This is a genomic window from Ensifer sp. M14 (genome assembly GCF_003355565.1).
GTDB lineage: Bacteria > Pseudomonadota > Alphaproteobacteria > Rhizobiales > Rhizobiaceae > Ensifer.
Genome location: NZ_QJNR01000014.1, coordinates 618,637 through 641,220 on the forward strand (window position 1 = coordinate 618,637; position 22,584 = coordinate 641,220).

The window sequence follows — 22,584 nt, forward strand, 5'->3', positions numbered from 1 at the left end:
TGGCACTGAACGGCCCATGCCGACCAGACCAACAAGCACATTTCGCGGGTGAAGAAGGCTCAAGCTAGTGGAGCCGCAGAACCTCGTTCCAGCGAGCAATCAGCCGCGACCGCTTCACCTGATCGAGATAGACCATCAAACCTGGGCTTACGGGAACGGGGCGCAATTGCGCGCCAAGCATTTCCTGCATGGTGTTGGCAGTATTCTCGCCCGCGACATCGGGGCTGACGGCAGGGATCTGCAATTGACGTGCCATGATGGTCTGGCCTTCCTTCGACATGAAGAATTCCAGATAGCGGCGACCGAGGTCGGGGGAGGCGGAGGCCTGCGGCACGAGACCGATGCGCGACATTACGACGGTATAGTCCTTGGGCAGCACGATGCCGACATCCGGGTGCCGTTTTGCCCAATCGGCAGCATAGGAGCCGAGGATGTTGTAGCCGAGCACGAACCGCCCGTCGGCGACACGCTCCAGAATGGCCTGGCTGGTCGAATAGAGTTTGACGCCGGCGGCTCCCATTGCCTGGATGACATCCCAGATGTCGCCGAACTGTTCCTGGTCGCGCGACATGAAGAGAAAGCCGACGCCCGAACGCTCGATGTCATAGGTGCCGATCCGGCCGAAGACATCGGCGCCCTGGCGCTTCAGGTATTCGACGAATTCGGCGCGGGTCGAAGGCGGTGCTTCCCTGGTAAAGCTCGGCTTGTGGTAGACGAAGACAGCCGGCTCGAAGGTGAGCGCATAGGCCGTGTTGCGCCAGTTTGCCCAGGCCGGCCAGCGACCGCTCATCGGCATGTCGCTGCGCTGGGCGTAGCCGTCGTTGCTGAGCTTGACTTGCAGATCCATTGCGGACGAGAAGGCGAAGTCCGCAGTCTTCAGTCCCGCGTCGGTTTCCTTGACGATACGGTCGTAGATCTCACCCGTCAGCATGTCCTCATAGCGCACGGCAACATCCGGGTTGGCTTGTTGAAAGCCGAGGATCATGGGTTTGGCGAGTGGCTCGTCGAGCGAGGAATAGACGACCAGCGTACGGGCATCTGAGGCGCCGGAGAGCGCCGGGAAAATGACCGGTGCCGCCAGAAGCAACTGGGGACAGAGAACGAAAAAGAGAAAAGAAATCAAGTACCGCATAAATCCACAATGCCTCAGCGCGCCACCGTTCACAAGCAAGCCGACGGCGGATAGAGTGGAGCGGGGAGTAAAGACAATTGCGTATATTGCTTGTTGAAGACAATCAGGTCCTGGCCGAGGGCCTGTCAGCCATCCTGCGCGGTAGCGGCTATGCCGTCGATGTCGTCAGCGATGGCGCATCGGCCCACGCGGTTGCCGCCGCCGAGACATTTGATCTGGTGATCCTTGACCTGAACCTTCCCGAGATGGACGGGCTCGATGTCTTGAGGGCGATGCGTGCCCGGCAGAACAGCGCTGCCGTGTTGATCCTGACGGCACGAGGCACGCCGGAGGAGCGGGTGAAGGGCCTCGATCTCGGCGCCGACGATTACATGATCAAGCCGTTCGATATCGGCGAGTTCGAAGCGCGCGTGCGCGTGCTGCTGCGCCGACAGGCGGGTTTGCGGGCATCGACGGTCAGCTACGGCAATGTGTCGCTCGATCTCAATGCGCGCAGCTTTTCGTCCGGCGGTGTGCCGATCGAAATCCCGGCGCGTGAGCTGGGGCTGCTCGAAGTCCTGTTCATGCGGGCCGGCAAGGTCGTCGCCAAGGAGGCGATCATGCAGTCGCTGACCGGTTTCGACGACGACCTGAGCCCGAACGCGATCGAGCAATATGTCAGCCGTCTGAGGAAGCGGCTCGCGCCCCATGGTCTGACGGTCAGAACGGCGCGCGGTATCGGCTACTATCTCGACAAGACGGCCGACCCCGAATGAGGTCGGCGGTCTACTCCCTACGCCGAAGGCTGCTTGGCTGGCTGTTGATTTCCACTGCCGTCATCGGCGTCATCGCGTTGATGGATACCTATCGCGAGGCTGTCGCGACGGCCAACGTCGTCTCGGACCGTGTTCTTGCCGGTTCGGCTCTCGCGATCGCCGAGCGCGTGGTCGTCGCCGAGGATGGATCGCTCGAGGTCGACATTCCCTATGTGGCGCTGGAAATGCTGACATCGGCTGCGCAGGACCGGGTTTTCTACCGGGTCGACGGCCCGCCGGGGCAATTCATCACCGGCTACCAGACGCTTCCTTCGATTGACGAGGTTCCGGGTAGCTCGACGAGCTTCGCCGACGCGTCCTTCCGCGGCGAGCCGATCCGCATCGCGGCCCTTCGCCGTTCGGCCTCGACCGGCATCAACTCGGTGCCCTTCGTCGTGACCGTTGCCGAAACGACGATCGCGCGCCGGCAATTGGCGCAGACGATCCTCGTTCGCTCCGCTTTGCGCCTTGGCCTGATGATCGCCGGTGCAGCGGTCATCGTCTGGATTGCGGTTACCTTCTCGCTGAGGCCTCTCTATCGCCTGGGCGATGCGATCGCCGAGCGCAGCCCGGACGATCTGCATCCAATCGGCGAGCGGGTGCCGAACGAAGTCCAGGGACTGGTGGATACGGTCAACTCGTTCATGGGGCGCTTACAGTCGGCGCTCGATGCGCTGCGCAATTTTACCGGCAACGCTAGTCACCAGCTGCGCACACCGCTCGCGATCATCCGCACGCAACTGGCTCTCGCGCTGCGCGCAGGGTCGATTGAAGACATAAAGGTAGCGGTGAAGAAGGCCGATGAGGCCGTGGCGAACGCCGAGCGCATTCTGGCGCAATTGCTGCTGATGGCAAAGATTGATGCTGCCGGCAAGGACGAGGCGCGGAAGCTCGAGCGAATAGACCTGGTCGAGCTAACGCGCGGCATCACCGCCGAGCATGTGCCGGCCGCCGGCGACGCCGGCATCGATCTCGGGTTCGACGGCGAGGGCGAAGCCTTCGTTCGTGGCGAGCCCCTGCTGGTCGGCGAGATGCTGAAGAACCTCATCGGCAATGCGCTGCTTTATGCCGGGCGCGGTGCCGAGGTGACGACGCGCGTCAGCGAAAACGAAGGTTTCGTCTCCCTGGAGGTCGAAGACAACGGGCCTGGGATCAGGCCGGAACAGCGCGAGAGCGTGCTCAGACGGTTTCAGCGCGGCGCCAGCGAGGCTCCGGGAACGGGGCTGGGCCTGCCGATCGTCGAGGAAATTGCAGCACTTTATGGCGCACGAACGAGCCTTGGCGATGGGGCGGGTGGTCGAGGGCTTAAAGTTGCCATCCTGTTTCCGGCCGGATGAGCAAGGAGCCGGTCAGTCCTCATCCAGCGCCACAGATAGGGCAGGCCGGACAAGGACTGCAGTAAGCGCTTTAGCGGCTGCGCTGGCCGAAGAGGGAAGCTGTTTCGCGGGTCTGAACCCGAAGCATCGCGTTCCAAAGCTGAAGAACGAAACGCGGCTGGAACTGGCTCGCAAGCTTGCGCTGCGACAACATGATAAATCTCCGATAGTTTTGGATGGCGGACGTATAGTCGATCCCGGGCTCAATTACCAGAGCAGTAGTGTCGTGGCAGCCTTGCGCGGCGAGCATATGTTCGTTTGGACTCTACGTAGCTTGCGTGACGGATCGAATTTGGACTTGGCTGGCAGATCCTATCGACGCTTGGCGGGAGCATTCGCATGTTGGAAGCGCGCTCGATGGCCACAGTGCAAAAGAAAGGCCTGCCTCGTCGACGTGAAGGGATCGCTTGCTAATTCTGCAAGACGTGACTGGCAAATACCAATGGCCCGGAGACCACTTACGCCCAATGTCGAATGATCCGCATAGGATTGACGATGGAATGGTCTCAAAGGAATTCGTCGATGACGTTCGCTACCGTCTTGCCAACATGGTGAGGTCAAATTTGCTTCCGCAAACCAAGCGTTGGGCGCATTGATTAGTGGCACTATCTCATAGCGGAAGTTTCGACGAAAATTCCTATGGCAATTCATATGTTTAAGCCGTTTTCGGTGGTCTTTGCTACCTGATTGCACCTCATAGCGCCTCTTTCCAGATCGGCGTTATTGCCGTGGAATCTTCGCCGCGGTTGAAGGCAATGGCGAGGCGGAAGGAATGGGCGATGCGCAACGCCCGGTCCAGGAAGAGGTCGGACACATCCGCTGGGCAGGTTTGCTCAACGGCGGTGCGGAAGTGCGTTAGCCAGCGACGGAAATGCTGTTCCTGGAGTCCCGGTATGGCAAGATGAGGTGGTAGCGGGCGGCCCGCGTAGCGATCGGTGCGCAAAAGCGTTGCAGACCAGAAGTCGCACATCGTGGCCAGATGCGCCGGCCAGTCTTGCGGCGCGATATGCCCGTTGAAGATTGGTCCGAGAAGGTCGTCCTTGCGGACCTCGCCGTAGAAGCCGTGCACGACGGCGTGGACCATCGCTTCATCAAGCACCTCCGGCAGGGGCTTGCCATCGATGACAATGGTGCGTTCCGGGGCGGTTCTGCCTTTCATCGGATTGTCCTATCGTTGTATGAGGTGTCGTGAGCGAGCGGGAGGAAGACGACCATGGGCCCGAGCAATTCGGTCGCGACGCTGCGTGCGGCGGGGGCCGGAAAAAGCATGGCCAGTGGGTCCGCAGCGGTCAATTCCGATAACATTCCCGCACTCACTTGGCCTGTTCTCCCTTGGCTTGGTGTGCCGTCGTTGTGTCGATCCCGAGCAGCGGGCCGAGCGCGGCCCGGTTCACGACAATGTCGGCAAGCGTGTATTTGTCGAGAACCGCAAGGAAAGCGCCGAGCGCCTCGTGAAGCATGCTCTTGAGCCGGCACGCCGGCGAGATCGCGCAGGCGCGACCTCCAGCCTGCATGCATTCGGCGAGCGAGAATTCCTCCTCTGTTGCCCGTACCAAGGCGCCGACTGCGATTTCTTCCGGCACCTTGGCGAGGCGGATCCCGCCGGAGCGCCCGCGCGTCGTCTCCACGAGGCCGAGATCTCGCAGCGTCTGTGCCACCTTGAGCAGGTGATTGCGCGAAAGGTCATAAGCTGAGGCAACTTCGTTAACGGTACACATTCTGTCGGGTCGTGTGGCCACGTAGATCAGCATGCGCAAAGCGTAGTCCGTATGAAGCGTCATGCGCATTCAGTCGTCTCCCGGCAGGCTCATTAAGCTGCATTTCAAATACCACTTTTATCGAAAGTCTCGAGCGGCCGAAAGTGCATTAGCGTCGCAGCCTCATTTCATGCCTGCCGGGGCGCAGTCTAAACTGCGGTGACCCGCGAAGTTTAGGATCGCCTATATGGTAACCCGGACACCGGTGGAGCCTCGATGCAAGTATGCCGCGTCCCAACACGATCAGGCCATCCGAGGTGTGCCCAAAAAGCGGGCGAATGCCCCCTCGATGCGGTGTTGGGTGCTGCGATAATTTGTCATGTCACATAACCCATAAAGTGGTATATCACTTACCACAATAAGCGAGGGCAATATGGACACGAATGAAACACGCAAACCTTTGGTGTTCTCCGGCGAACACGTGAGCGGAAGAGATCTGGGCGGCAGCAGCTTGATGCCGATGCTTATCGCTGGGCTCATATTGATTGCGATAGGTTATACCGCGATCATGGTCTTCGTTTAGCGGGAGGCAACCGAGTTCGGTTCGGTATCCCGGTTTCCAGTGTCGAGTATGCGCTGACGGGATCGTCCCGATTTTTGACGGATCAAAAGGCCCGGCGCAGATTTCTTTGAGTAAGGACAAAGAGTTTCGCGCCCGTCTCGTGTGTTGGTTGTCGCCAGCACAACATGGACGCGACAAATGGCGACGAATAATCGGAAGCCCTACCAAACGGCCTGGCCAAGCCCTGGTCCTGCGCACGATTGGGATCCGCGCAGCCCGCAGGTCCAGCAGAACCAGATCCGGGCCTACGACCAAATGCGCGAAGAATGTCCGGTCGCCCACAGCGACTATCTGGGATGGTCTCTCTTCCGTCACCAGGACGTCCTGCAGGTGCTTGGCGATCATGAGACCTTCAGCAATGTCGTTTCGCTGGTCCCAAGGATCGCTGCGTCTCCTGTAACCAGGGCAAACGCCATCCAGGGCCTGAACCGGCGGCTGACAACGAGCAGGAAAGACACGATGCCGAGGGCCAGAAAGGCGGCGACTGTCATCAGCGCCGTGAGGCGAAGCTGGTTCAGATTGTACTCTTGAGCGAGGTCGGCCGTTTCGGAGGAAACCAGGAAACCACTCGCAAACAAGGCAAGACCAAGCGTAATCCGGACCCACCCGATCGTATATTCTGCTTCATGCTCCGATTCCCAGAATACCGTGTCGACTGACGTGCTCGTCAGGTCCGACGGGCGTATCGCGGGCCGAAATGCATTGAGCTGAAATAGCCCCATCAACACAATCCCTCCGCAAGAACGATTGGCATCCCACAGCAAGGTCGCTGCAGGAACGCTATCGCATAGTAGCGCGATAGAACCGATTGCGTGAGAGGGGCGAGTTGCACGGCGTTTGGCTGAATTTCGGCGGGCTCAACCGCGCGCTAGAACTGCCGGGCTGATGCAGGTAGACCCCTCTACTTTGTACTCGCCTTGGCAACCCTTTCTGACGCTCACCGCCGAAGGGCACAGTTCAGACCGATATTGCGGTCGTGCCAACCGGACAGTGCCGTCCGATCGGCGTGGAGGAAGCAGCGCGGCGCACTGATGGGCACGCGAGGTCACGAAGCTCAGCCTTAAGGTGAGCCTCATGCCGTCAGCCTACGTCAAGCCTTTCGTAAAGCGCGGCAAGACGAAGATCCTCGTATGGAGCACAGAGGGCTTCCGAACGGAAGGTCATCAATTAAACGAAATTGCCATTTCCGGGGAGGATCGCCTGCCGCTTCCATCATCGATGCCCCTGGCGGACAACATGTTGTTGTCGCTCATCTGCAAGAAAATCGTCGCAATCGGGAACCTTCATCCGCGGAGAGAGGGTCGGATTGACGCGCGTCAATGCGCTGGTACGCGAAGCTGAGATGCTGACGCTATTGCAAGGAGCGCGAAAGATGCCGAATGTCCCGGGTTTGCTGCTGGTCTTCGTGATCCACATGGCCGCAGTCACCTTTGCCTCAGCAAGCGGGTTCGACCTGAGTTTCTCCGGCACGCTCGATCGCGTAAGGCCGGCCATCGTCGGCATCAGCACTACCGCCAATCGCGTACTGACGAACGAACTGCTCGATGACGAGAAGATCCGCAGAATTTTGGGGCTGCCTGAGGGCGCTTTTATCGTCGAGACCAACGCAACGACAACCGGTTCCGGTGTGATCATTGATGGCGATCAAGGCTACATCGTCACCAGCCGACACGTGATAGCCGATGCCGATGACGTTGTCGTTACACTTCAGGACGGCCGGGTCTTGCCGGCGGAAATCGTTGGAAGCGACGCGACGACGGATCTAGGCGTGATCAAAATTGGCGCCTTGCCCCTCGTCGCCCTTGACTGGGGCCGATCATCCGACTTGAAAGTGGGGGACTTCGTGGCTGCAGTGGGTAGTCCACTCGGTCTGGAGCAGACCGCCACTTTCGGGATCGTGAGTGGACTGGGGCGTTCCGGCCTCGGTGTCGACGACTACGAAGACTATATCCAGACAGATGCAGCCGTTAATCCCGGCAGTTCGGGCGGCGCGCTCGTGAACGCGGCTGGCAAGCTTTTGGGCGTGATGCGCGGCGTGCCCATACCCAATGAAGCAAGCCAGGGCATCGCCTTTGCGATACCCTCCGACATCGCGGCACAGGTCGTCCAAGCTCTCATAAAGGATGGTGAGATCAAACGAGGGTGGCTCGGGGTTTCCGTCACACTCGCCCGCACCGACGAAGGCAACGCCAGTGGCCTGGTCGTTGACCAAATTGCCTGCAATTCGGCAGCAGAACGTCAAGGTGTAAGGCTCGGGGATATAATCACAGCCCTCAATGGTCGCACACTTTCGACAGAGGCCGCCTTCAACAATTCAGTCAGCCTTCTTCCCCCCGACGCAAGCATCAGCCTGGACATTCGCCGTGGAGGTGCCACGCAGACATTGGCACTGACGCTCTCAAATCCCGACTTTATCCAAACTGTGCCGATGCATCCAGTGCTTCACGCGGTGGTCTTTGGCTTGCCTGTATCGCCCACTTCGCGCGCGTGCATGCCTTCCGGACCGGTGCTTTTGGCGGTTCCCTCCGATAGCGCCGCATATGCGGCTGGCCTGCGGACCGGGGACTATCTCACAGCCATCAACGGCGATCCCGCTCTCTCCGGCGCTCAGATTCAGGAGCTTTTGGAAACGAACGACGGAAAGATCGCAATCGATATCCTGCGCGCCGGCACTGCCTATCGCATAGAGGCCGAGTAGCGATCGCTCGCAAGTTCGCTGCAAGCCAGGAAACGCAGGAACGGGAACGCTATGCAATGGTCCATCAAACTTGGAACTGTCGCGGGAACAGAGATCCGCGTGCACGTGACATTCGCCCTGTTGCTCATCTGGATCTGGGTCATGCACTACCGGATCGGAGGCTTGCCTGCCGCCTGGGAGGGAGTTGCCTTCATCATCAGTGTCTTCCTGTGTGTGCTGCTCCATGAGTTTGGGCATATCGCCGCTGCCCGCTGCTTTGGCATCAAGACACCGGATATTACCCTGCTGCCGATCGGGGGTGTTGCAAGGTTGGAACGCAGCCCAACCAAGCCATTCGAAGAGTTTGTGACTGCTGTTGCAGGGCCGCTGGTCAATATCGTGATTGCCACACTTCTTGTTGCGTTAATCGGAGGCACGCTCGGTTGGGAACAAATAGTGGCACCCCAGGATCCTCGTATCAACTTTCTCGCCAGGCTTGCCGGCGTCAATATTTTCCTGTTTTTGTTCAACATGATACCTGCCTTTCCTATGGATGGTGGTCGCGTCTTGAGGGCCATTTTTGCCTGGCGCTTGTCATGGACGCGTGCCACCAAGCTTGCAGCTAGGGTCGGGCAGGCGATCGCCTTGGCAATGGGTATCTTTGGCGTATTCGTCAATCCGCTTCTTATCCTGATTGCCATCTTCGTCTATTTCGCTGCGGAAACGGAAGCACAAGGAAACGAGCTGCAGGCGATCTCCGACGGCACGAGCATTGCTGACGTGATGATTACCCGCTTCGCAACGTTGGACCCGCAGGCCCGTGTCGGAGATGCAGTTGAGCTTTTGCTCGCCACCAGCCAAAGTGAGTTTCCCGTTGTAGACAAGGCGGGCCGGTTCGAGGGGCTAATGACGCGCGAGGGCATCGTTCAGGCGATGAGAGAAAGAGGGACGAACGCACCAGTTCTAGGTATCATGCGGCGCGACATCCCCACGGTCGACGTGCGCTCGCATATCGACGTCAGTCTCCGGCTGATGCAGGAAGCCAGTGCGCCCGCCGTAGCGGTCGTCGATCGCAGTCAGCGCGTCGTCGGCCTCATGAATTACGAGACCGTTCGGGAATTGCTGATGCTTCGCGAGGCAGATGAGCAGTTTCAGCCAGGCCACCGTAATCGCCAACCGCGCCAATAGCTTACGCCGCTGAGTGCCTATCGCTCAACGATGGCAGTCCCGTCCGCTAAACGGTTGCTCGGGTAGAGGACGACCCTTTCGCCCGCCGTCACCCCGTTTTTGATCTCTACCTCCAGGCTGTTGCGCTGGCCAAGGGTGACGGGCGTCAATCGTGCGCGACCTTCGCCCGCAACAAAGACGGCCCAGCTGTCGTCTTGGCGAAACAATGCTCCAAGCGGCAGCTTCAGGACCATGTCCTCGAACAGGATGATTTCGACGTCCGCGTGATATCCGTGCCCGAGCGGGCGCCAACGATCCGGTGCGTCGGCAAAATCGAGGATGACGTCCACTCTCTGTTCTTCTATGCCGAGCGCCGACACTTCGGTTTGGCCGAACGGCTCGATCCGGCGCACAACGGCATTCAGGTCATCGCCGCCCCAGCCGCCCACGATAGCCCTTAGACCCGGTTTGATCTTTACGGCGTCCTCTGAGAGAAGATTGACGACGATCTCCTTGTCATCTGGATCGCCGATCTCCAGCAGTGGGGTACCTGCTTCAACCACACCTTCGCTGCGGCGCATGACCCTTAGGACGACGCCATTGACGGGTGCAGTCAATGGAACGCACTCGCAAGGTCCACTGCGGTCCCTGATCTCCTGGCGTGACAAAAGCCGGGAGCGTGCTTGGCAAAGTTCATGCCGCCTGACATTGAGTGCCGCCTCGGCCGTAGCGAGGTTGGCTTGAGCGACGTTGTAGATGCGCTCCGCATCGTCAAGTGCCCGTTTCGAGATGGTATTTCGCTCTATCAGCAGACGCGCACGCGCGCGTTCGCCCTCGGCAAAGGCCAGGTCCGCCTTTGCTTTGTTGAGTTCGGCGGCCGCAAGGTTATAGGTTGCCCCTGCAGCCTCTACCGCTGCCCGCTGCTCTGCCTCTGTTCTCACATCCAGGAAGGCTGGAGCTGCTGGTTCAATCTGAGCAAGCAGGGTTTCTCCTGCCTTGACCGGATCGCCGGCTTCGGCCGTTACGCGCTGCAACTGGCCACGAAGGGGAGCATGAAGTGTGTACACTTCACGCACGCGGGTTTCCCCTTCTTCGTCGACCGTAACGCGTAGAAGTCCGGTCTGCGCCGTCGCAAGGTCCACCTGGATCGGCTGCGGGCGCAATGCATAGGCAAGTCCGATTGCCAGCAATGCTGCCAGACTTCCCCAGATTGCCAGTCGCTTTCGTGCCGTGCGCACCTGCTACTCCCTTGTCTTCAGCGCCGCGATCAGGTCCAATTTATCGAGCCTCCGGCGCGCGACCGCGGCGCAAACCACTGCCGAGACAAGCATGATGATGGTTGCCTTGGCGTAAGTTGCATCGCGAAGCACCAATGGCACGCGGTAGAGTTCGGTTTCGAAAGCACTCGTCATCCACCACGCAAGCCAAAAGCCAATTGCGGCCCCGAGAGGAACGGCTAGCCATGTGAGCAGGCCGACTTCTCCCAGGAGAATGTAGGAGATCTCCCAGCGCGTGAAACCGAGGACGCGCAACGTTGCAAGCTCGTGCGTTCGCTCCGAAAGGGCGATGCGGATGGAGTTGTAGGTCACCGCGACCGATAGGGTCATCGAGAACGCGACAAAAAAGCCGATGAAGATGAAGATCGTCTCGCCCATCGTTCTATAGAAGGTGTCGATGGCGGCCTGACGAAACTGAATGGAAGAGATGCCCGGCAAGCCCTTGAGCTTTGTCATGAGGGCGGAACGGTCAGCCGCGTCAACGCGGATGTGCAGACCGCTTGCAACACGACCGTCTCCGGCAAGGCGATTGAGCGCGCCCATGTTCATATAGGCCGGCTTGCCGATAAAGGTCTCGAACACTCGAACGACGGGCATGCTGACGAGGGGTTGGCGCCCCTCCAAGAGCTTGATCAGGACAGTATCGCCGATCTCGAGGCGGAGCAAATCGGCAAGCTTGCTGGAGATGACCAACCCGTCACGAGGGACGTCGATCCGTCCGTGCGAAACATCGAACACCGGGCTGAGGACAGCGCCATCCGGCACGCCGATGATGCCTTGGCGCTCGCCAAGATGCCCGTGGCTGATGCGAGCGAACACGTAACGATAGGGCTCGGCCGAAAGCACGCCATCCAGGTTCTCGAAGTCTCCAACGGTTTTGAGCGGGCGGAGTTCGTTGAAAGCGATCGTCGCGTCCTGGTGCTGGCCGCGTTCGAAGACAGTTTCGGCCAGAGTGTCGACGGCATCGACCCATTGAAAGGCCATGATCATGACCGCGGTTGACATCGCCAGCCCGAGACTTGTCAACAATGCGCGCACAGGCCACCTGATGATCCGTCGCAAGATCATGCGTGTTGGTTCGTCGAGCGCACCGGTGAGTGCGGTCTGCGACGCCCAAGTCCGCTGATAGGCGGGCGGCGAGGGCGGTTTCATTGCCTCGGCCGGCGGCAGCCGAACGGCACGGTAGGCTGCCATAAGGCTGCCGGCCAGTGCCGCGGCTAGACTAATCGTACCGGCAAAGACGAAGCCGTCAGGGCCGGGACGATAGAGCAGGAACGGAAAGCGGTAGAAATTGGTGTAGAGTTCGGTGTTCCAATGACCAAGCCATGCGCCGATGAGCGATCCTATCATGATGCCCGTGGCTGCTATCGCGAACACCAGCTTGGAGTAATGCCATCCGATCGTCCAGTTGGCATAGCCGAGAGCCTTCAACAGGCCGATTTCCCGTCGCTCGGTATCGACGAGACGTGCCATCACCAGGTTCGTGAGAAAGATGGCCACCGCCAGAAATATCGCGGGCATGACGCGAGAGAGGTTTTTCTGTTGCGCTATTTCGCTTTCCAGGAACCAGTTTGAAGTTTGGTCTGCTCGGCCATAGGCCCCAATGCCACCGTGTTTTACGAGAATGTCATCGAGCCGACGAATGACGTCGTTGACGTCAGCTCCTGGCAATAGGCTCAGCGAGACGCTGTTGAAGGAAGCCTTGAGGTCGAAAGCGGCCGCCAAGGCGTCCCGCCCCATCCAAAGAATGCCGAAGCGCTCGTCATCCGGCATCAATCCCCCCGGAGCGATCGCATATACGAATTCCGGGCTAAGCGCGGTTCCCACGATCTGCAATGTGCGCTTGCGACCTCGCAAGATGGCATCGAAGCTGTCGCCGGGCTTCAACCGATGCGCTTGCGCAAAAGGCTCGCTGACCACAACCTCGTCCGGTCGAGTGGGGTCGATCAAACGTCCAGATCGGATCACAAGTGCATTCAAGAGTTGTGGGCCCCGTTCGGGCAGGGAGATTACGCGCGCAACGACTGGGTCGAGAAACCCGGAGACGTTGAGGATGGCACGCTCGTCGAGCCGTGTTTCGACCAGCCTGACGCCGGGAATCTCCGCTATGTCGCGGCTGCGGTAATCGGGTACGCGTTTGGCGGAAGCGAAGATATCGGCAAAGCGGGTGCGCTCATAATAAGCGGCAGTCGTTTCTTCAAGTGCTTCGATCGTGGTCAACGACATGGTCAAAAGTGCCGTGCCTGACGCGATCACCAGTGCGATTGCCAGCAGCTGAGCCCTCATTCTCCAGAGCTGTCGCAGTAGCTTTCGGTCGAGGCTCGTCATCGCGGCTACTCACCAGGTCAGCTCGCCGGGCGCACGTTGCACTTCGTTGCATCGCGTTTCAACGATGCGCCCGTCCGCAAAATATAGGACGCGATTTGCAATTTCGGCAATCACAGCATTGTGGGTGATGAGCGCGGTCGTCGTTTGGAACTCTCGATTGATCTTGAGGATGGCCTCAAGCACGAGAATTCCGGTCTTGCTGTCGAGCGCGCCCGTCGGCTCATCGCAAAGCAGCAAGTCGGGCCGCTTGGCGATCGCGCGGGCAATTGCTACCCGTTGCTGTTCTCCGCCCGAGAGCTGTGCCGGGAAATGATCGAGCCGGTCGCGCAGCCCAACAAGGGTCAGTGCGTCGACTGGCGGCATGGGATCCCTGGCGATCTCCGTAACAAGGGCGACATTTTCGCGTGCGGTCAAACTCGGTATAAGATTGTAGAATTGAAAGACGAACCCGACATGGTTGCGTCTGTAGCGATTGAGCGCGCGTTCGCTGTCCATCTCGAGCAACTGGTTGCCAAACCGGACTTCACCGCTGGTCGGCCTGTCGAGGCCGCCGAGGATGTTGAGCAGGGTGGACTTGCCGCTTCCGGATGGTCCAAGAAGGACAAGCAGTTCTCCCTTGTGAAGATCGACATCGATACCCTGAAGGGCAGGGACGTCGATGGCCCCCATTCGATAGATCTTCGTGAGATTGCGCGCTGCCAGCGCGACGGCTGCCGTGTCTGTTTCCACCGGTCACCCTCTGTGATGCGTGAGGTTTGGATATGCCGACTGTTGTCACAGCCTCCACGCATCAGCTGGAGACATACTCTTCGATATGCGATATCTCAAACTTGAAAGCTCTTTTTACCGGTTCTGCGCTGACCACGCACGGCGCGCGGCGGGCGATTTGCCCCGCGACCGGCCAAGCACGCGCACGGGCGCAACAAGCGCGAAGTTCTTGATGTCCTCATCGCGTGCGAGGCCCGGCAGTCCTATGGCAAGGCTGGCGACCAACCTCACTTCCGCTTGCACTTGCCAGTGGGGCTGAGCCACCTGGCTACCCGCGCGGCCCCTGCTTGATACGCTGTGTTTTCGCGACCGCTTCCAAGCATTTGTGCCTATGGTTCAAGGTTTATCACGGAATCCATCGCGGCGAGGTCGAGGAATTCAGCAATCCTTGCGTTCCGCACGACAAGGGCCCTGGACGTCAAATGCCAAAACCCGACAATTGCGGGGAGTTCCCGGCTTCATGCCTGACCCATCATCTGCAGGCGCCTCCCACCTGGCCTTCAATGCGCCATTAAAATGGGAAACTTGGCCTCATTAATCATCGATTTCGTGACGCCGCCGAGGATCAGCTGCAGCAGTTTGGAATGCCCATAGGCACCCATGACGATCATGTCGGCGTTGATGTCAATTGCGTGTCTGTGCAGGGTCTCCACTACCAACCGGCCCGAGCTCGGCAGTGTATCGACCGAGACATTGATGCCGTGGCGCGCGAGATAGGTCGCGATGTCCGCACCCGGTTCGTCACCACTCACTCTCGAAGCGGCAACTGGGTCGACCATGGTGACGTGTACGGACTGGGCCATCTTCATCATTTCGAGCGCATCCGTTGCCGCATGTGCTGCACTCGGGCGCGAATCCCACGCGAGCAGGATAGTCTTTGGCCGCAGGGTCACGTCGACATCGGGTGGAACGAACAGGACGGGGCGTCCCGCCTGAAAGAGCCCGCCGCTTATGATCTGTGGCTTCAGGTCCTCGCTCATGAAGGCGGCGGGTCCGGCCAAAAGCAAGTCGGCGTAGAGCGCCCTCTCACCGATGTCATAGGCTGGTCCGGCGACTTCCGCGTAGACACTGTCGACGTCAAACGACAAATCGCTCGCTGCGATCCGCTCGCGGATAGTCGTGAGGCTTCCGGCAAGCTTCTGCAGGTTGCGTTCGCGCACTTCCAACCAGCTCGGCGATAGCGTCTGATAGCGCCCGCTCGGTACAGGCGCCATAGCAACCACCAGGGCGGTTAAATGTGCACTTACCTCGCCTGCGAGTTTCATCGCGATCTGAAGATCCTCGGCTGCACCGTGCTCGCCGAGCACATTTAGAATTGTCTTGAAGGGCATGTCTTCCTCCATCTTACGCGCAGCTCCACAAACGAAGCGTGTCCCTTGTGGAGCCGGACGTCGGGTTCTCAAGCTGCTTTCACCTGAATCTTGCGATCGTTCTGGAGAGCCTCCTTGCTCTTCGGCAGCGTCACCGTCAGCACCCCCTTGGAGAAGGTCGCTGTGATGTCGTCAGCTTTGATGCCCTCGGGCAGCTTGAAGGTTCGTTGGAACGAGCCGTAGCGCCGTTCCGACAACACATATTCCTTGTCCTTTTCTTCTCGATCCTCCTGCTTTTCGCCGCGGATCGACAGGTTGCCGTTTGAAACCTTCACCTCGATATCCTTCTCCTCGATACCCGGCAGCTCGGCGGTGATCTCGTAGCTTGCCTCCTTTTCCACCAGGTCGACGGCCGGTGCGATGGCCCAGCTCGGCAAAAGAGGTGCCCGACGAGCAGGGTTAGGCTCAAACGAGCGGCGCCAGAAGCTCGGGGTAAAGTCATCGAACAGGCGGTCGATTTCGGCCCGAAGGCTGTCAAAGGGCATCCACGATTCCGTGCGAGCCGGGGTTTCCTTTTCTTGCTTAATTGGAAGTTTGGTTGAAGTCTCAGCCATGATTGCTATCTCCTTCGAACTAATACGGGTGCGGGTTGCGACAGAGGTGAGCAAATGGGCAGTTCGATTTGACGGACTTCGCCTTGCTCTTTGCGCCGTGTCAGCACCGGACATGGCAATTAGAGCGCGTTTGGAAGCGACGCGCATTGATGGCCGTCAAAGGTGGGTCGGCATCGCTTTGACGAAGAGCAATGCAGAGCGTCGCTGGATGTGTCGTTGTTGGAAACGCGAACCAGCATTCTGGGAAGCCAAGATGTCCAGGCGTCGGATATTTCACATGATAAGAACGGCCCTGTTAAACAGGCTGCTGCTGGTCATGACTATTCTGATGATTGCTTCGCTTTTCAGCGTGCTAATAATCAAGGGCGCACTGTTCAAAGATAGGCAAGAGAGCGTCGAATTGGATAGTAAATTCAAGTTCGCGAAGGGCAAAGAAAGCCCGTTCGACCGCCGGCTCGTATTCCAGGTCGGGCTGTTGTTCGTCAAGGTAGCAGTCACGGGACCGCTGTTCCAAGATCACGCGTAGGATGGCCCGGCGGTGCGCCAAGACCGAACTGGCACAGCCTTGTTTCGCAACGACGTTACCGATCGCGAAAGCTCACCCAGTTGTCGCCCCCGATGCTGGCGGTTTATATCCTCTCCTCGATCAAAAACCTGGAAAAATAGATGGCACCGAAGACGACGTTGAACGCCAAGAACCTAGAAACTCTGGGCGCCAAGAGACTGGCTGAATTGGTGATGGAGATCAGCACCGGTAGTGCCGCGACAAAACGTCGGTTGCGCAACGAGCTTGCCGGTAGTCACGGTGGTGCGGAGGCCGCCCGCGAGGTTCGCAAACGTCTGGCAAGTATTGCCCGCGCCCGGACGTTTGTCGACTGGCGAAAGGTCAAGGCGCTCAAGACCGATCTGGAGGCGCAGCGCAAAATGATCGTGGAAGTCATCGCCCCCGACGATCCGAAAGAAGCGTTCGGGTTGATCTGGCAATTCCTCGCGCTCGCCGAGCCGATCTTCGAGCGATCCGACGATGGCAGCGGCGCGCTCATCCAGAGCTTCCACCAAGCATGCAGAGATGCCGGCCTCATCGCCAAGGCGGCCAAAGTGGATACTGATGGCCTGGCCGACAAGGTCTGCGCTGCCGTGCAGAATAACGGCTACGGTCAGTTTGACCCGCTAATCACTGCGATGGCGCCGGCGCTGGGAAACGATGGCCTTGAACGCCTCAAGACTGGGTTCGTGCGGTGGGGAAAGGAGGCGAACGAGAAGAAGCCAGTGGGAGATGAGCGCAAGGTCATCGGCTGGGGCAGCCAGGGGCCTATGTTTGAAGACGAGGTCTACGGCAGCCATCGGGATCTGACAGTGCGCATTGCAATTCAGGAGATCGCCGACGTGCAGGGTGACGTCGATGCCTACATCGCGCAGCAGCCGGAAACGACGCGCAGGGCGCCCATGGTCGCGGTGGACATCGCCAATCGCCTGCTGTCTGCGGGGCGACCTGACGAGGCGCTAAAGGCGTTGGACAAGGTCGACACGAAAGGTCGCTCCGAAGTCCCCTTCGAATGGCAGCTTGCCCGCGCCGAGGCGCTGGAGGCTCTTGAGCGTGGCGAGGAGGCACAGGCATTTCGCTGGAAGTGCTTTGAACAGTCGCTCAACGATGAACACCTGCGTAGCTATTTGCGGCGTTTGCCGGACTTCGATGATCTCGAAGCGGAGGAAAAGGCATTCAGCTATGCCCAGGGTTTCCCCAATGTCCACCTGGCGCTCGTCTTCTTCCTGCGGTGGCCGTCACCTGCGGAGGCTGCCAAGCTTGTCTGTCGGCGAGGGATCGAACTTGACGGCGACCTTTACGAACTTATGACGCCGGCAGCGGAGGCACTCGCGCAAAAGCACCCGGTCGCTGCAACGATCGTGTTGCGCGCCATGATCGACTTCACCCTCGATACCGCTCGCTCGAGCCGCTACAAGCATGCGGCGCGCCACCTTGCAGAATGTACGTCGCTCGCCCGAAACATAGTTGATTTCGGCGGCATTGCATCTCACGACGCCTATATTGCCGATCTGAGACTTCGACACGACAAGAAGTATGGCTTCTGGAGCTTGGTGTTGCAGCATGGCATCTGAAGACACTGCATTCGCCTCAAACCTCTTCGTCCTCACGCCGGCCCGATCCAGAAATGCCAGCCAGCGCCTCCGTTGGCGCTGATATGTGTGGATTGGTGTTGCTCGCCGGAAGCGGGAGCGACAGGCCGAAACGGGCGGTCGTGATCGCAGGGATGTGACGCCTTTTTGCCAGGGCGCGATTTGAAAAGTGCGGGTTTCCAGTAACCTCGGGGCCAAGCCATTCGGGCAGCGGGGGATTGTCGCTGCAGCTATCGAGTTCGATTTCAGCAACAATGAGGCCACGGTTTTGGCCGGAATAGACGTCAACCTCCCAGACGAAACCTTGATGGTTCACTTCGTAGCGTGTCTTTTCGACGATCCCCCGAGCATGTTGAAACATCTCACACGTGTCCGCATAAGGGATGTCATATTCAAATTCCTCGCGTCTGGTCCGGCTGGTTCGGATCTTCACAGAGAGCGTCGCGCGCCGTGCATCAATTGTTCTTACCCGAACAATCTGTGCCTTCGTCGAAACGAGGTACGCCTGTCGCAACACGGAACCTCCGCAAGCATGCTGCCGCCAGCGATCGTCAAGGATCAGAAATTTCCTTTCTATTTCCGCCGCCATCTTTGCCTCACCAGTTAAACCATGTGCTGAAGTCTCTACTCAGTTTGGCGTTTGCCATCATGCAGCGGCATGGGTTGGCTGGATCGGCTTGCCGCCGATCTGGAGTTCGGCAGGGCTTGGTTCGCATCGAACCCGGTCGGGCAGTAAGCGCCAAGCCAGCATTTGAACACGTCTGTTCACTGCAACGCATTGACTGCTGTCAACCCGATCGATTGCGTCTTGGATTTCTGTTCCGCCAAGGTTTCCCGGGTCAGCTCTGGGCAGTTGTATCCGGTTAAAAATGATCCTGATGGATCCGAAGCCGCGCGCGGAGGGACAGCCATCAGCGCGCTGCCGTTTCAGCGCACGAGCATGACGGAGCAAAGGGCGCGCTGGACGATCTTTTGCGAAACACTCCCAAGCACCATGCCGGACAGTCGTCCGAGGCCGCGACTGCCGACGACGATCAGGTCTGCACCAATCTCCTGGCTCACCGCCAGAACGGTATCGGCATAGTCGCCCGGTTCGACCCGCTGGCTCACGTCCTTGACGCCGATAGCTCGGACTTCTTCCGCTGCATCTTCTGCGATGCGCTCTCCAAGCGCCGTTACCGTCTCGCCGATGTCGACCTGCGCACTTTGAAACAAATCATGCATCGAGATGAAGCGTTGCTCCTGGCCAGGCAATACAACGCCCGACACGCTCCGTACCAAATTCTCGGATCGAGCCAGCCGGTTCATCTCGTCTGCCCTCACTCCGTGCAGGATGACGTGCAGAATCGTAACGCGAGCCTCGACAGCCCTCGCGAAGTTTGCGGCAAGGACTACAGCTTCTTGCGCCTTTTCTGAGCCGTCGGTTGCGACAAGTATGTGTCTGATCATGGCCATTTTCCCTTTTGCAAGTCTGCCCGACTTCAGCTGGATGGCATTGACCGTGGTCAAAACAACGCCCTCGATTGACCATGTGAAAGACCCATTGACCGGTTGGATAGCGTCAAGGCGGCGGGCCGTCAGACGTGATGTCGTAGCGCCGGCTCAAAGGGGTGAACGGCGATGACGGTGACAACATCAACGATCGCCTGTTCCGCGGTCGGTCTCTCCTTCGCAGCGCTGGTCGATCCGTTGCCTGTCTATGACGGCTAAAGGTGACGTGACGGTTCGGCGCTGAATGCCGATAGACGCGTCGCCTTGCCTTTGATGCATCTAGTCTCCTGAGTTCTGGCCGTCCTTACGCTGCGCCCTGATATAGGCGACGAGGTCGGAAATTTCGGAGCGCGTCAGCGACAGATTGGGCATGCGCGAATGTTCGGGAGCTGCCAGGAAGGCCTTCAGCTGGGCTTCGTCGAGCCGATCTGAAGCCTTCATCTCCGCGAATGTCGGAACGGCATCGGAGCCGTGACCCTGCCCGGGGGCGACCACGTGGCATTCGCTGCACCATCGAACGGCGATGCTGTGGCCACGGACGAGGTCGGCCGCGGCACCCTCCTTGAAGCACAGCAGGAAGAAGGCGATGACGACTGCCTTCTTAAGACTTTCCGCCCGGATCATTGGCACGATCTTGCCTCGCTAGATGGCAGTCTGTACGGCCAAATTTTCGACCAGGTGCTTCTCATCTTGATGAAGACGATTTGCGGTTTTCTTGGCGAGCGATGCGCCGATCTCGGCGATCCGGGCTCCCTCTTGGGCATAATCAATAAAGGCGTTCTGGTAAAAGCTGCACCAAACATCGAACAGGTCGTTGATGTGATCGGGCTGTTGGCTGTTTTCGAGGAGGCGCAAGTGGCTATCGAGGCGTTTCCCAAGAAACTTCAACCCCTCGATCTGATAGCGCAGGGTCGCCTCGATCGCCGCCATTTGAGCGCGTGCGACTGGCAATTGCGCACTCGCAATGTCGGCCAAAGCAAATTCGGATGACGGGTTCGGCCAGAAGGACGGCTTCGTTTGGGGAATGGGTGCTGCTTGCATGGTCTAGCTCCTTCTCGCCGAAGTTGATCGATTTGGCGCACACACGTTTGCTGCATCGGTACCCGCTTGAGCGGTACCGGCAGATTGCAACTATCCTATCGAGGTCCGGCATCCGCATCTTTGATGCCGATCAATGTGCCGCCACTCGGCGCGATTAAGAATCCTGCGTCCAATATTTGACGGGTATCAATCTGAACTACCGCTCCTGGGGATATAGTACTTGTCATTCAGAACCGAGGAGGCCCATATGCGCGCCGCGGACATCATGACCAGAACGGTCATAACCATCAGCCCCGACCACAGTGTAAGACATGCCGCACAGCTGATGCTCGACAACCATATCAGTGGATTGCCGGTTTGCGACGATGAAGGGGTGCTGGTGGGCATGCTGTCCGAGGGCGACTTGCTGCGACGTGCCGAGTTGGGATCGGCGGCACTTGGAAAAAAGGAAACAAGCTCGCCAACGCAAGTCGCCGAGGCATACATCAAAGGGCATGGCTGGCGCGTCGACGACGTGATGACACGAGGCTCCCTGACTGTCGGGACCGATGCGCCAGTAGGCCAGATCGCTGAGTTGATGGCAAAAAGAGCCATAAAGCGAGTTCCCGTCATTCGTGATGGCCGGATCGTCGGTATCGTCAGCCGTCGTGACATTCTCGAACTGATTGCTGCGGCTGAACCCGAAAGATTCGCCGCTGGTGACGAGGCGATCAAGTGCGCCGTGCTGGCGCGTCTTGCATCTGATTTGGGGCTTGATCGGAACGTCATCGAGGTGAGGGTCGATCGCGGTGTCGTTACCTTGTGTGGCACGGTCGAAAGCGGGGTGAAGCGCTTGGCTGCACGCGTGGCAGCGGAGGCCGTCGATGGCGTCGGATGCGTGAGAAATGAGCTTCGGGTTGCCCATGAAACTGAGCGTGCGTCGCCCAAGCCGAAGCCGTGAGCGATGCGCGTGCTTGCGATCGCGCTCAACCCAATCGGCGACATTTCCGGCCAGGCGGCGCGCATTTCCTCGACGAGCAAGATCCCCATTCGTCATGCTCGGCAACGTCGGAGTGCAGGGGGCAACATCGCAAGCGCAATCGCAAAGCGCGGTGGCAGGCCCAAATTGATCAGTCTTGCCGGTGGCGAGAGGCGCGGTAGCCGTACCGCCATTCCGGCTTGCCGTCGCCGCAGCGGTCGCAACGGCGACGGACGACGAACTGTGCAGGTGGGAGCCGTCCTGGCAGGCTGTTGGGGCGGTTTGCTCCCCGGGAGCCAATTGCCGGCCGGATTATTGACCTGCGACAAAGCCGTCGGCTCCTTCGAGAGTTACTATGTTAATTCTACGAGAACGAGAATGCGTATTGCCGATGAACCACTGCCCCGTCCCTACGCACAGCGTCATTGCACCAGATCTCCGCAGGAACGTTCGCGGTGCCGACATGCGGATATAAGAAGCGAGCGTAGACGTCCTGTGTCGGAACCTCGCGTCTGAAGTCGGGTGGGTAAAGCCGATGGGCGACGCTGGCAATGTGGGCCTGCCGGCGTCACCAAGAGGTTCCTCACCTAAGAGCGGACAGGCAAAATACCGCGTGAGTTTCGGTCGCGCTCTTGTTTCTCGCCTTGGCGATCGGCGCCGCAAAGAAGCGTAGTGCCGGAGCGCCTGTGCGGCAGCGAAACGTCGCTAAACGAAGTTCGGCAAGAAATGGCTGGCCCGTCGAAATAGGTGGCCGGCCATCCTACAGATCAGCAAGAGGAGCATGAACCATGACTAGTCGTGTATTGGCCAGGTCGGAATGGCATTCCTTCTTCGAACGGGTGGCGAAAGCGCTCCAAGGCAAGCGCGCCGACGTCGAAGTGACGGGGATTCATCTCGGTGACCAGATCCAGGCAAAATCAGTCCCACTGCTTGGCATAACTTTTGACCACAAGGATGATCTGCTTGAAATCGCCATGGAAGGTCTTGATCATCTCATTCACAAGCCGACAAGCATTGCGGTTCTCGAGGGTCCCGATGGGCTCAGCGTATTGGAGATTGTGGATGCCGATCAGAACCGACAGATCGTCACATTGATGAGCCCGGTCCGTCTACCGCCGCCAGGAGCGTAGCAGGAGCAAAAGAGCAGCGGTTCACACGCTGGTCACCGCCGTAGCCCTCGTGCGCGTGTTCTTTGG

General features: G+C 59.1%; 22 protein-coding genes and 1 pseudogene. 10 read left to right on the top strand and 13 right to left on the bottom strand.

The genetic code is table 11. The features are described from left to right. Positions 1-64: 64 nt before the first annotated feature. On the bottom strand, positions 65-1,132 hold the full coding sequence (locus tag BLJAPNOD_RS31360; RefSeq protein WP_115422656.1) for an ABC transporter substrate-binding protein: 1,068 nt from the start codon (positions 1,130-1,132) through the stop codon (positions 65-67). 77 nt (positions 1,133-1,209) lie between these two features. Between BLJAPNOD_RS31360 and BLJAPNOD_RS31365 the strand changes: the two genes are divergently transcribed. Then, positions 1,210-1,887, top strand: coding sequence for a response regulator transcription factor (locus BLJAPNOD_RS31365; protein ID WP_115422657.1), 678 nt, complete (start codon positions 1,210-1,212; stop codon positions 1,885-1,887). Next, positions 1,884-3,263, top strand: coding sequence for a sensor histidine kinase (locus tag BLJAPNOD_RS31370; protein ID WP_115422658.1), 1,380 nt, complete (start codon positions 1,884-1,886; stop codon positions 3,261-3,263). Before BLJAPNOD_RS31365 ends, BLJAPNOD_RS31370 begins: the two co-directional genes overlap by 4 nt. Before the next feature lie 733 nt (positions 3,264-3,996). On the opposite strand, the gene BLJAPNOD_RS31375 is transcribed toward BLJAPNOD_RS31370, so the two are convergent. Further along, positions 3,997-4,461 (bottom strand): group III truncated hemoglobin, encoded by a 465-nt coding sequence (locus BLJAPNOD_RS31375; protein ID WP_115422659.1) that lies wholly within the window; start codon positions 4,459-4,461, stop codon positions 3,997-3,999. A 154-nt stretch (positions 4,462-4,615) separates the two neighbouring features. After that, positions 4,616-5,089: an Rrf2 family transcriptional regulator gene (locus BLJAPNOD_RS31380; protein ID WP_115422660.1), complete on the bottom strand. Its 474-nt coding sequence runs from the start codon at positions 5,087-5,089 to the stop codon at positions 4,616-4,618. A 343-nt stretch (positions 5,090-5,432) separates the two neighbouring features. On the opposite strand from BLJAPNOD_RS31380, the gene BLJAPNOD_RS35745 reads away from it, so the two are divergent. Continuing rightward, the gene (locus BLJAPNOD_RS35745) at positions 5,433-5,582 is read left to right on the top strand and encodes a hypothetical protein (protein ID WP_199566069.1); all 150 of its coding nucleotides are present in this window, start codon (positions 5,433-5,435) and stop codon (positions 5,580-5,582) included. Between the two features lie 177 nt (positions 5,583-5,759). Further along, positions 5,760-5,990: pseudogene (locus tag BLJAPNOD_RS35750) on the top strand (hypothetical protein); the annotation flags it as partial. Here BLJAPNOD_RS35750 and BLJAPNOD_RS31390 read toward each other — a convergent pair. Then, positions 5,963-6,343, bottom strand: a complete 381-nt coding sequence (locus BLJAPNOD_RS31390; protein ID WP_199566079.1) for a hypothetical protein — start codon at positions 6,341-6,343, stop codon at positions 5,963-5,965. The pseudogene BLJAPNOD_RS35750 and the gene BLJAPNOD_RS31390 sit on opposite strands and share 28 nt — an antisense overlap. 584 nt (positions 6,344-6,927) lie before the next feature. On the opposite strand from BLJAPNOD_RS31390, the gene BLJAPNOD_RS31395 reads away from it, so the two are divergent. Beyond that, positions 6,928-8,319: a trypsin-like peptidase domain-containing protein gene (locus tag BLJAPNOD_RS31395; protein WP_244611161.1), complete on the top strand. Its 1,392-nt coding sequence runs from the start codon at positions 6,928-6,930 to the stop codon at positions 8,317-8,319. Positions 8,320-8,370: 51 nt separating this feature from the next. Then, a complete protein-coding gene (locus BLJAPNOD_RS31400) occupies positions 8,371-9,486 on the top strand; it encodes a site-2 protease family protein (RefSeq protein WP_115422661.1) in 1,116 nt (371 codons plus the stop codon). A gap of 17 nt (positions 9,487-9,503) precedes the next feature. Here BLJAPNOD_RS31400 and BLJAPNOD_RS31405 read toward each other — a convergent pair whose 3' ends face one another. From BLJAPNOD_RS31405 to BLJAPNOD_RS31425, 5 genes are all read right to left on the bottom strand, one after another. Further along, complete coding sequence (locus tag BLJAPNOD_RS31405) at positions 9,504-10,703, bottom strand: HlyD family efflux transporter periplasmic adaptor subunit (protein ID WP_115422662.1); 1,200 nt, start codon at positions 10,701-10,703, stop codon at positions 9,504-9,506. A gap of 3 nt (positions 10,704-10,706) precedes the next feature. Next, the gene (locus tag BLJAPNOD_RS31410; RefSeq protein ID WP_244611162.1) at positions 10,707-13,028 is read right to left on the bottom strand and encodes an ABC transporter permease; all 2,322 of its coding nucleotides are present in this window, start codon (positions 13,026-13,028) and stop codon (positions 10,707-10,709) included. A 51-nt stretch (positions 13,029-13,079) separates the two neighbouring features. Continuing rightward, on the bottom strand, positions 13,080-13,799 hold the full coding sequence (locus tag BLJAPNOD_RS31415) for an ABC transporter ATP-binding protein (protein ID WP_199566070.1): 720 nt from the start codon (positions 13,797-13,799) through the stop codon (positions 13,080-13,082). Between the two features lie 539 nt (positions 13,800-14,338). Continuing rightward, positions 14,339-15,169 (bottom strand): universal stress protein, encoded by an 831-nt coding sequence (locus BLJAPNOD_RS31420; RefSeq protein WP_115422760.1) that lies wholly within the window; start codon positions 15,167-15,169, stop codon positions 14,339-14,341. A gap of 68 nt (positions 15,170-15,237) precedes the next feature. Then, positions 15,238-15,762, bottom strand: a complete 525-nt coding sequence (locus BLJAPNOD_RS31425; protein ID WP_115422664.1) for an Hsp20/alpha crystallin family protein — start codon at positions 15,760-15,762, stop codon at positions 15,238-15,240. Between BLJAPNOD_RS31425 and BLJAPNOD_RS31430 the strand changes: the two genes are divergently transcribed. Both BLJAPNOD_RS31430 and BLJAPNOD_RS31435 read left to right on the top strand, forming a co-directional pair. After that, on the top strand, positions 15,761-16,288 hold the full coding sequence (locus tag BLJAPNOD_RS31430) for a hypothetical protein (protein ID WP_115422665.1): 528 nt from the start codon (positions 15,761-15,763) through the stop codon (positions 16,286-16,288). The two genes, BLJAPNOD_RS31425 and BLJAPNOD_RS31430, sit on opposite strands and share 2 nt — an antisense overlap. Positions 16,289-16,428: 140 nt before the next feature. Beyond that, a complete protein-coding gene (locus tag BLJAPNOD_RS31435; protein WP_115422666.1) occupies positions 16,429-17,880 on the top strand; it encodes a DUF6880 family protein in 1,452 nt (483 codons plus the stop codon). A gap of 16 nt (positions 17,881-17,896) precedes the next feature. Here BLJAPNOD_RS31435 and BLJAPNOD_RS31440 read toward each other — a convergent pair whose 3' ends face one another. The 4 genes from BLJAPNOD_RS31440 to BLJAPNOD_RS31455 form a co-directional block, all read right to left on the bottom strand. After that, positions 17,897-18,487 (bottom strand): CYTH domain-containing protein, encoded by a 591-nt coding sequence (locus BLJAPNOD_RS31440; protein WP_115422667.1) that lies wholly within the window; start codon positions 18,485-18,487, stop codon positions 17,897-17,899. A gap of 338 nt (positions 18,488-18,825) precedes the next feature. After that, on the bottom strand, positions 18,826-19,407 hold the full coding sequence (locus BLJAPNOD_RS31445) for a universal stress protein (protein ID WP_244611163.1): 582 nt from the start codon (positions 19,405-19,407) through the stop codon (positions 18,826-18,828). A 261-nt stretch (positions 19,408-19,668) separates the two neighbouring features. Next, positions 19,669-20,013 carry a cytochrome c gene (locus BLJAPNOD_RS31450; protein ID WP_244611164.1) on the bottom strand — a complete coding sequence of 115 codons (345 nt, stop codon included), beginning with the start codon at positions 20,011-20,013 and terminating at the stop codon, positions 19,669-19,671. Positions 20,014-20,031: 18 nt separating this feature from the next. Further along, positions 20,032-20,430 carry a hypothetical protein gene (locus BLJAPNOD_RS31455; RefSeq protein ID WP_147294617.1) on the bottom strand — a complete coding sequence of 133 codons (399 nt, stop codon included), beginning with the start codon at positions 20,428-20,430 and terminating at the stop codon, positions 20,032-20,034. 220 nt (positions 20,431-20,650) lie between these two features. Between BLJAPNOD_RS31455 and BLJAPNOD_RS31460 the strand changes: the two genes are divergently transcribed. Further along, a complete protein-coding gene (locus BLJAPNOD_RS31460) occupies positions 20,651-21,370 on the top strand; it encodes a CBS domain-containing protein (protein ID WP_343215835.1) in 720 nt (239 codons plus the stop codon). Between the two features lie 806 nt (positions 21,371-22,176). Further along, the gene (locus tag BLJAPNOD_RS31465) at positions 22,177-22,518 is read left to right on the top strand and encodes a DUF5335 family protein (protein ID WP_115422671.1); all 342 of its coding nucleotides are present in this window, start codon (positions 22,177-22,179) and stop codon (positions 22,516-22,518) included. Positions 22,519-22,584 lie beyond the last annotated feature (66 nt).

Excerpts from the sequence above, each read along its gene's own strand:
- BLJAPNOD_RS31375 (WP_115422659.1), bottom strand. The coding sequence starts at position 4,461 with ATGAAAGGCAGAACCGCCCCGGAACGCACCATTGTCATCGATGGCAAG.
- BLJAPNOD_RS31390 (WP_199566079.1), bottom strand. The coding sequence starts at position 6,343 with ATGGGGCTATTTCAGCTCAATGCATTTCGGCCCGCGATACGCCCGTCG.
- BLJAPNOD_RS31420 (WP_115422760.1), bottom strand. The coding sequence starts at position 15,169 with ATGCCCTTCAAGACAATTCTAAATGTGCTCGGCGAGCACGGTGCAGCC.
- BLJAPNOD_RS31360 (WP_115422656.1), bottom strand. The coding sequence starts at position 1,132 with ATGCGGTACTTGATTTCTTTTCTCTTTTTCGTTCTCTGTCCCCAGTTG.
- BLJAPNOD_RS31435 (WP_115422666.1), top strand. The coding sequence starts at position 16,429 with ATGGCACCGAAGACGACGTTGAACGCCAAGAACCTAGAAACTCTGGGC.
- BLJAPNOD_RS31425 (WP_115422664.1), bottom strand. The coding sequence starts at position 15,762 with ATGGCTGAGACTTCAACCAAACTTCCAATTAAGCAAGAAAAGGAAACC.
- BLJAPNOD_RS31400 (WP_115422661.1), top strand. The coding sequence starts at position 8,371 with ATGCAATGGTCCATCAAACTTGGAACTGTCGCGGGAACAGAGATCCGC.
- BLJAPNOD_RS31370 (WP_115422658.1), top strand. The coding sequence starts at position 1,884 with ATGAGGTCGGCGGTCTACTCCCTACGCCGAAGGCTGCTTGGCTGGCTG.
- BLJAPNOD_RS35745 (WP_199566069.1), top strand. The coding sequence starts at position 5,433 with ATGGACACGAATGAAACACGCAAACCTTTGGTGTTCTCCGGCGAACAC.
- BLJAPNOD_RS31410 (WP_244611162.1), bottom strand. The coding sequence starts at position 13,028 with ATGAGGGCTCAGCTGCTGGCAATCGCACTGGTGATCGCGTCAGGCACG.
- BLJAPNOD_RS31380 (WP_115422660.1), bottom strand. The coding sequence starts at position 5,089 with ATGCGCATGACGCTTCATACGGACTACGCTTTGCGCATGCTGATCTAC.
- BLJAPNOD_RS31455 (WP_147294617.1), bottom strand. The coding sequence starts at position 20,430 with ATGCAAGCAGCACCCATTCCCCAAACGAAGCCGTCCTTCTGGCCGAAC.
- BLJAPNOD_RS31440 (WP_115422667.1), bottom strand. The coding sequence starts at position 18,487 with ATGGCGGCGGAAATAGAAAGGAAATTTCTGATCCTTGACGATCGCTGG.
- BLJAPNOD_RS31465 (WP_115422671.1), top strand. The coding sequence starts at position 22,177 with ATGACTAGTCGTGTATTGGCCAGGTCGGAATGGCATTCCTTCTTCGAA.
- BLJAPNOD_RS31430 (WP_115422665.1), top strand. The coding sequence starts at position 15,761 with ATGATTGCTATCTCCTTCGAACTAATACGGGTGCGGGTTGCGACAGAG.
- BLJAPNOD_RS31450 (WP_244611164.1), bottom strand. The coding sequence starts at position 20,013 with ATGATCCGGGCGGAAAGTCTTAAGAAGGCAGTCGTCATCGCCTTCTTC.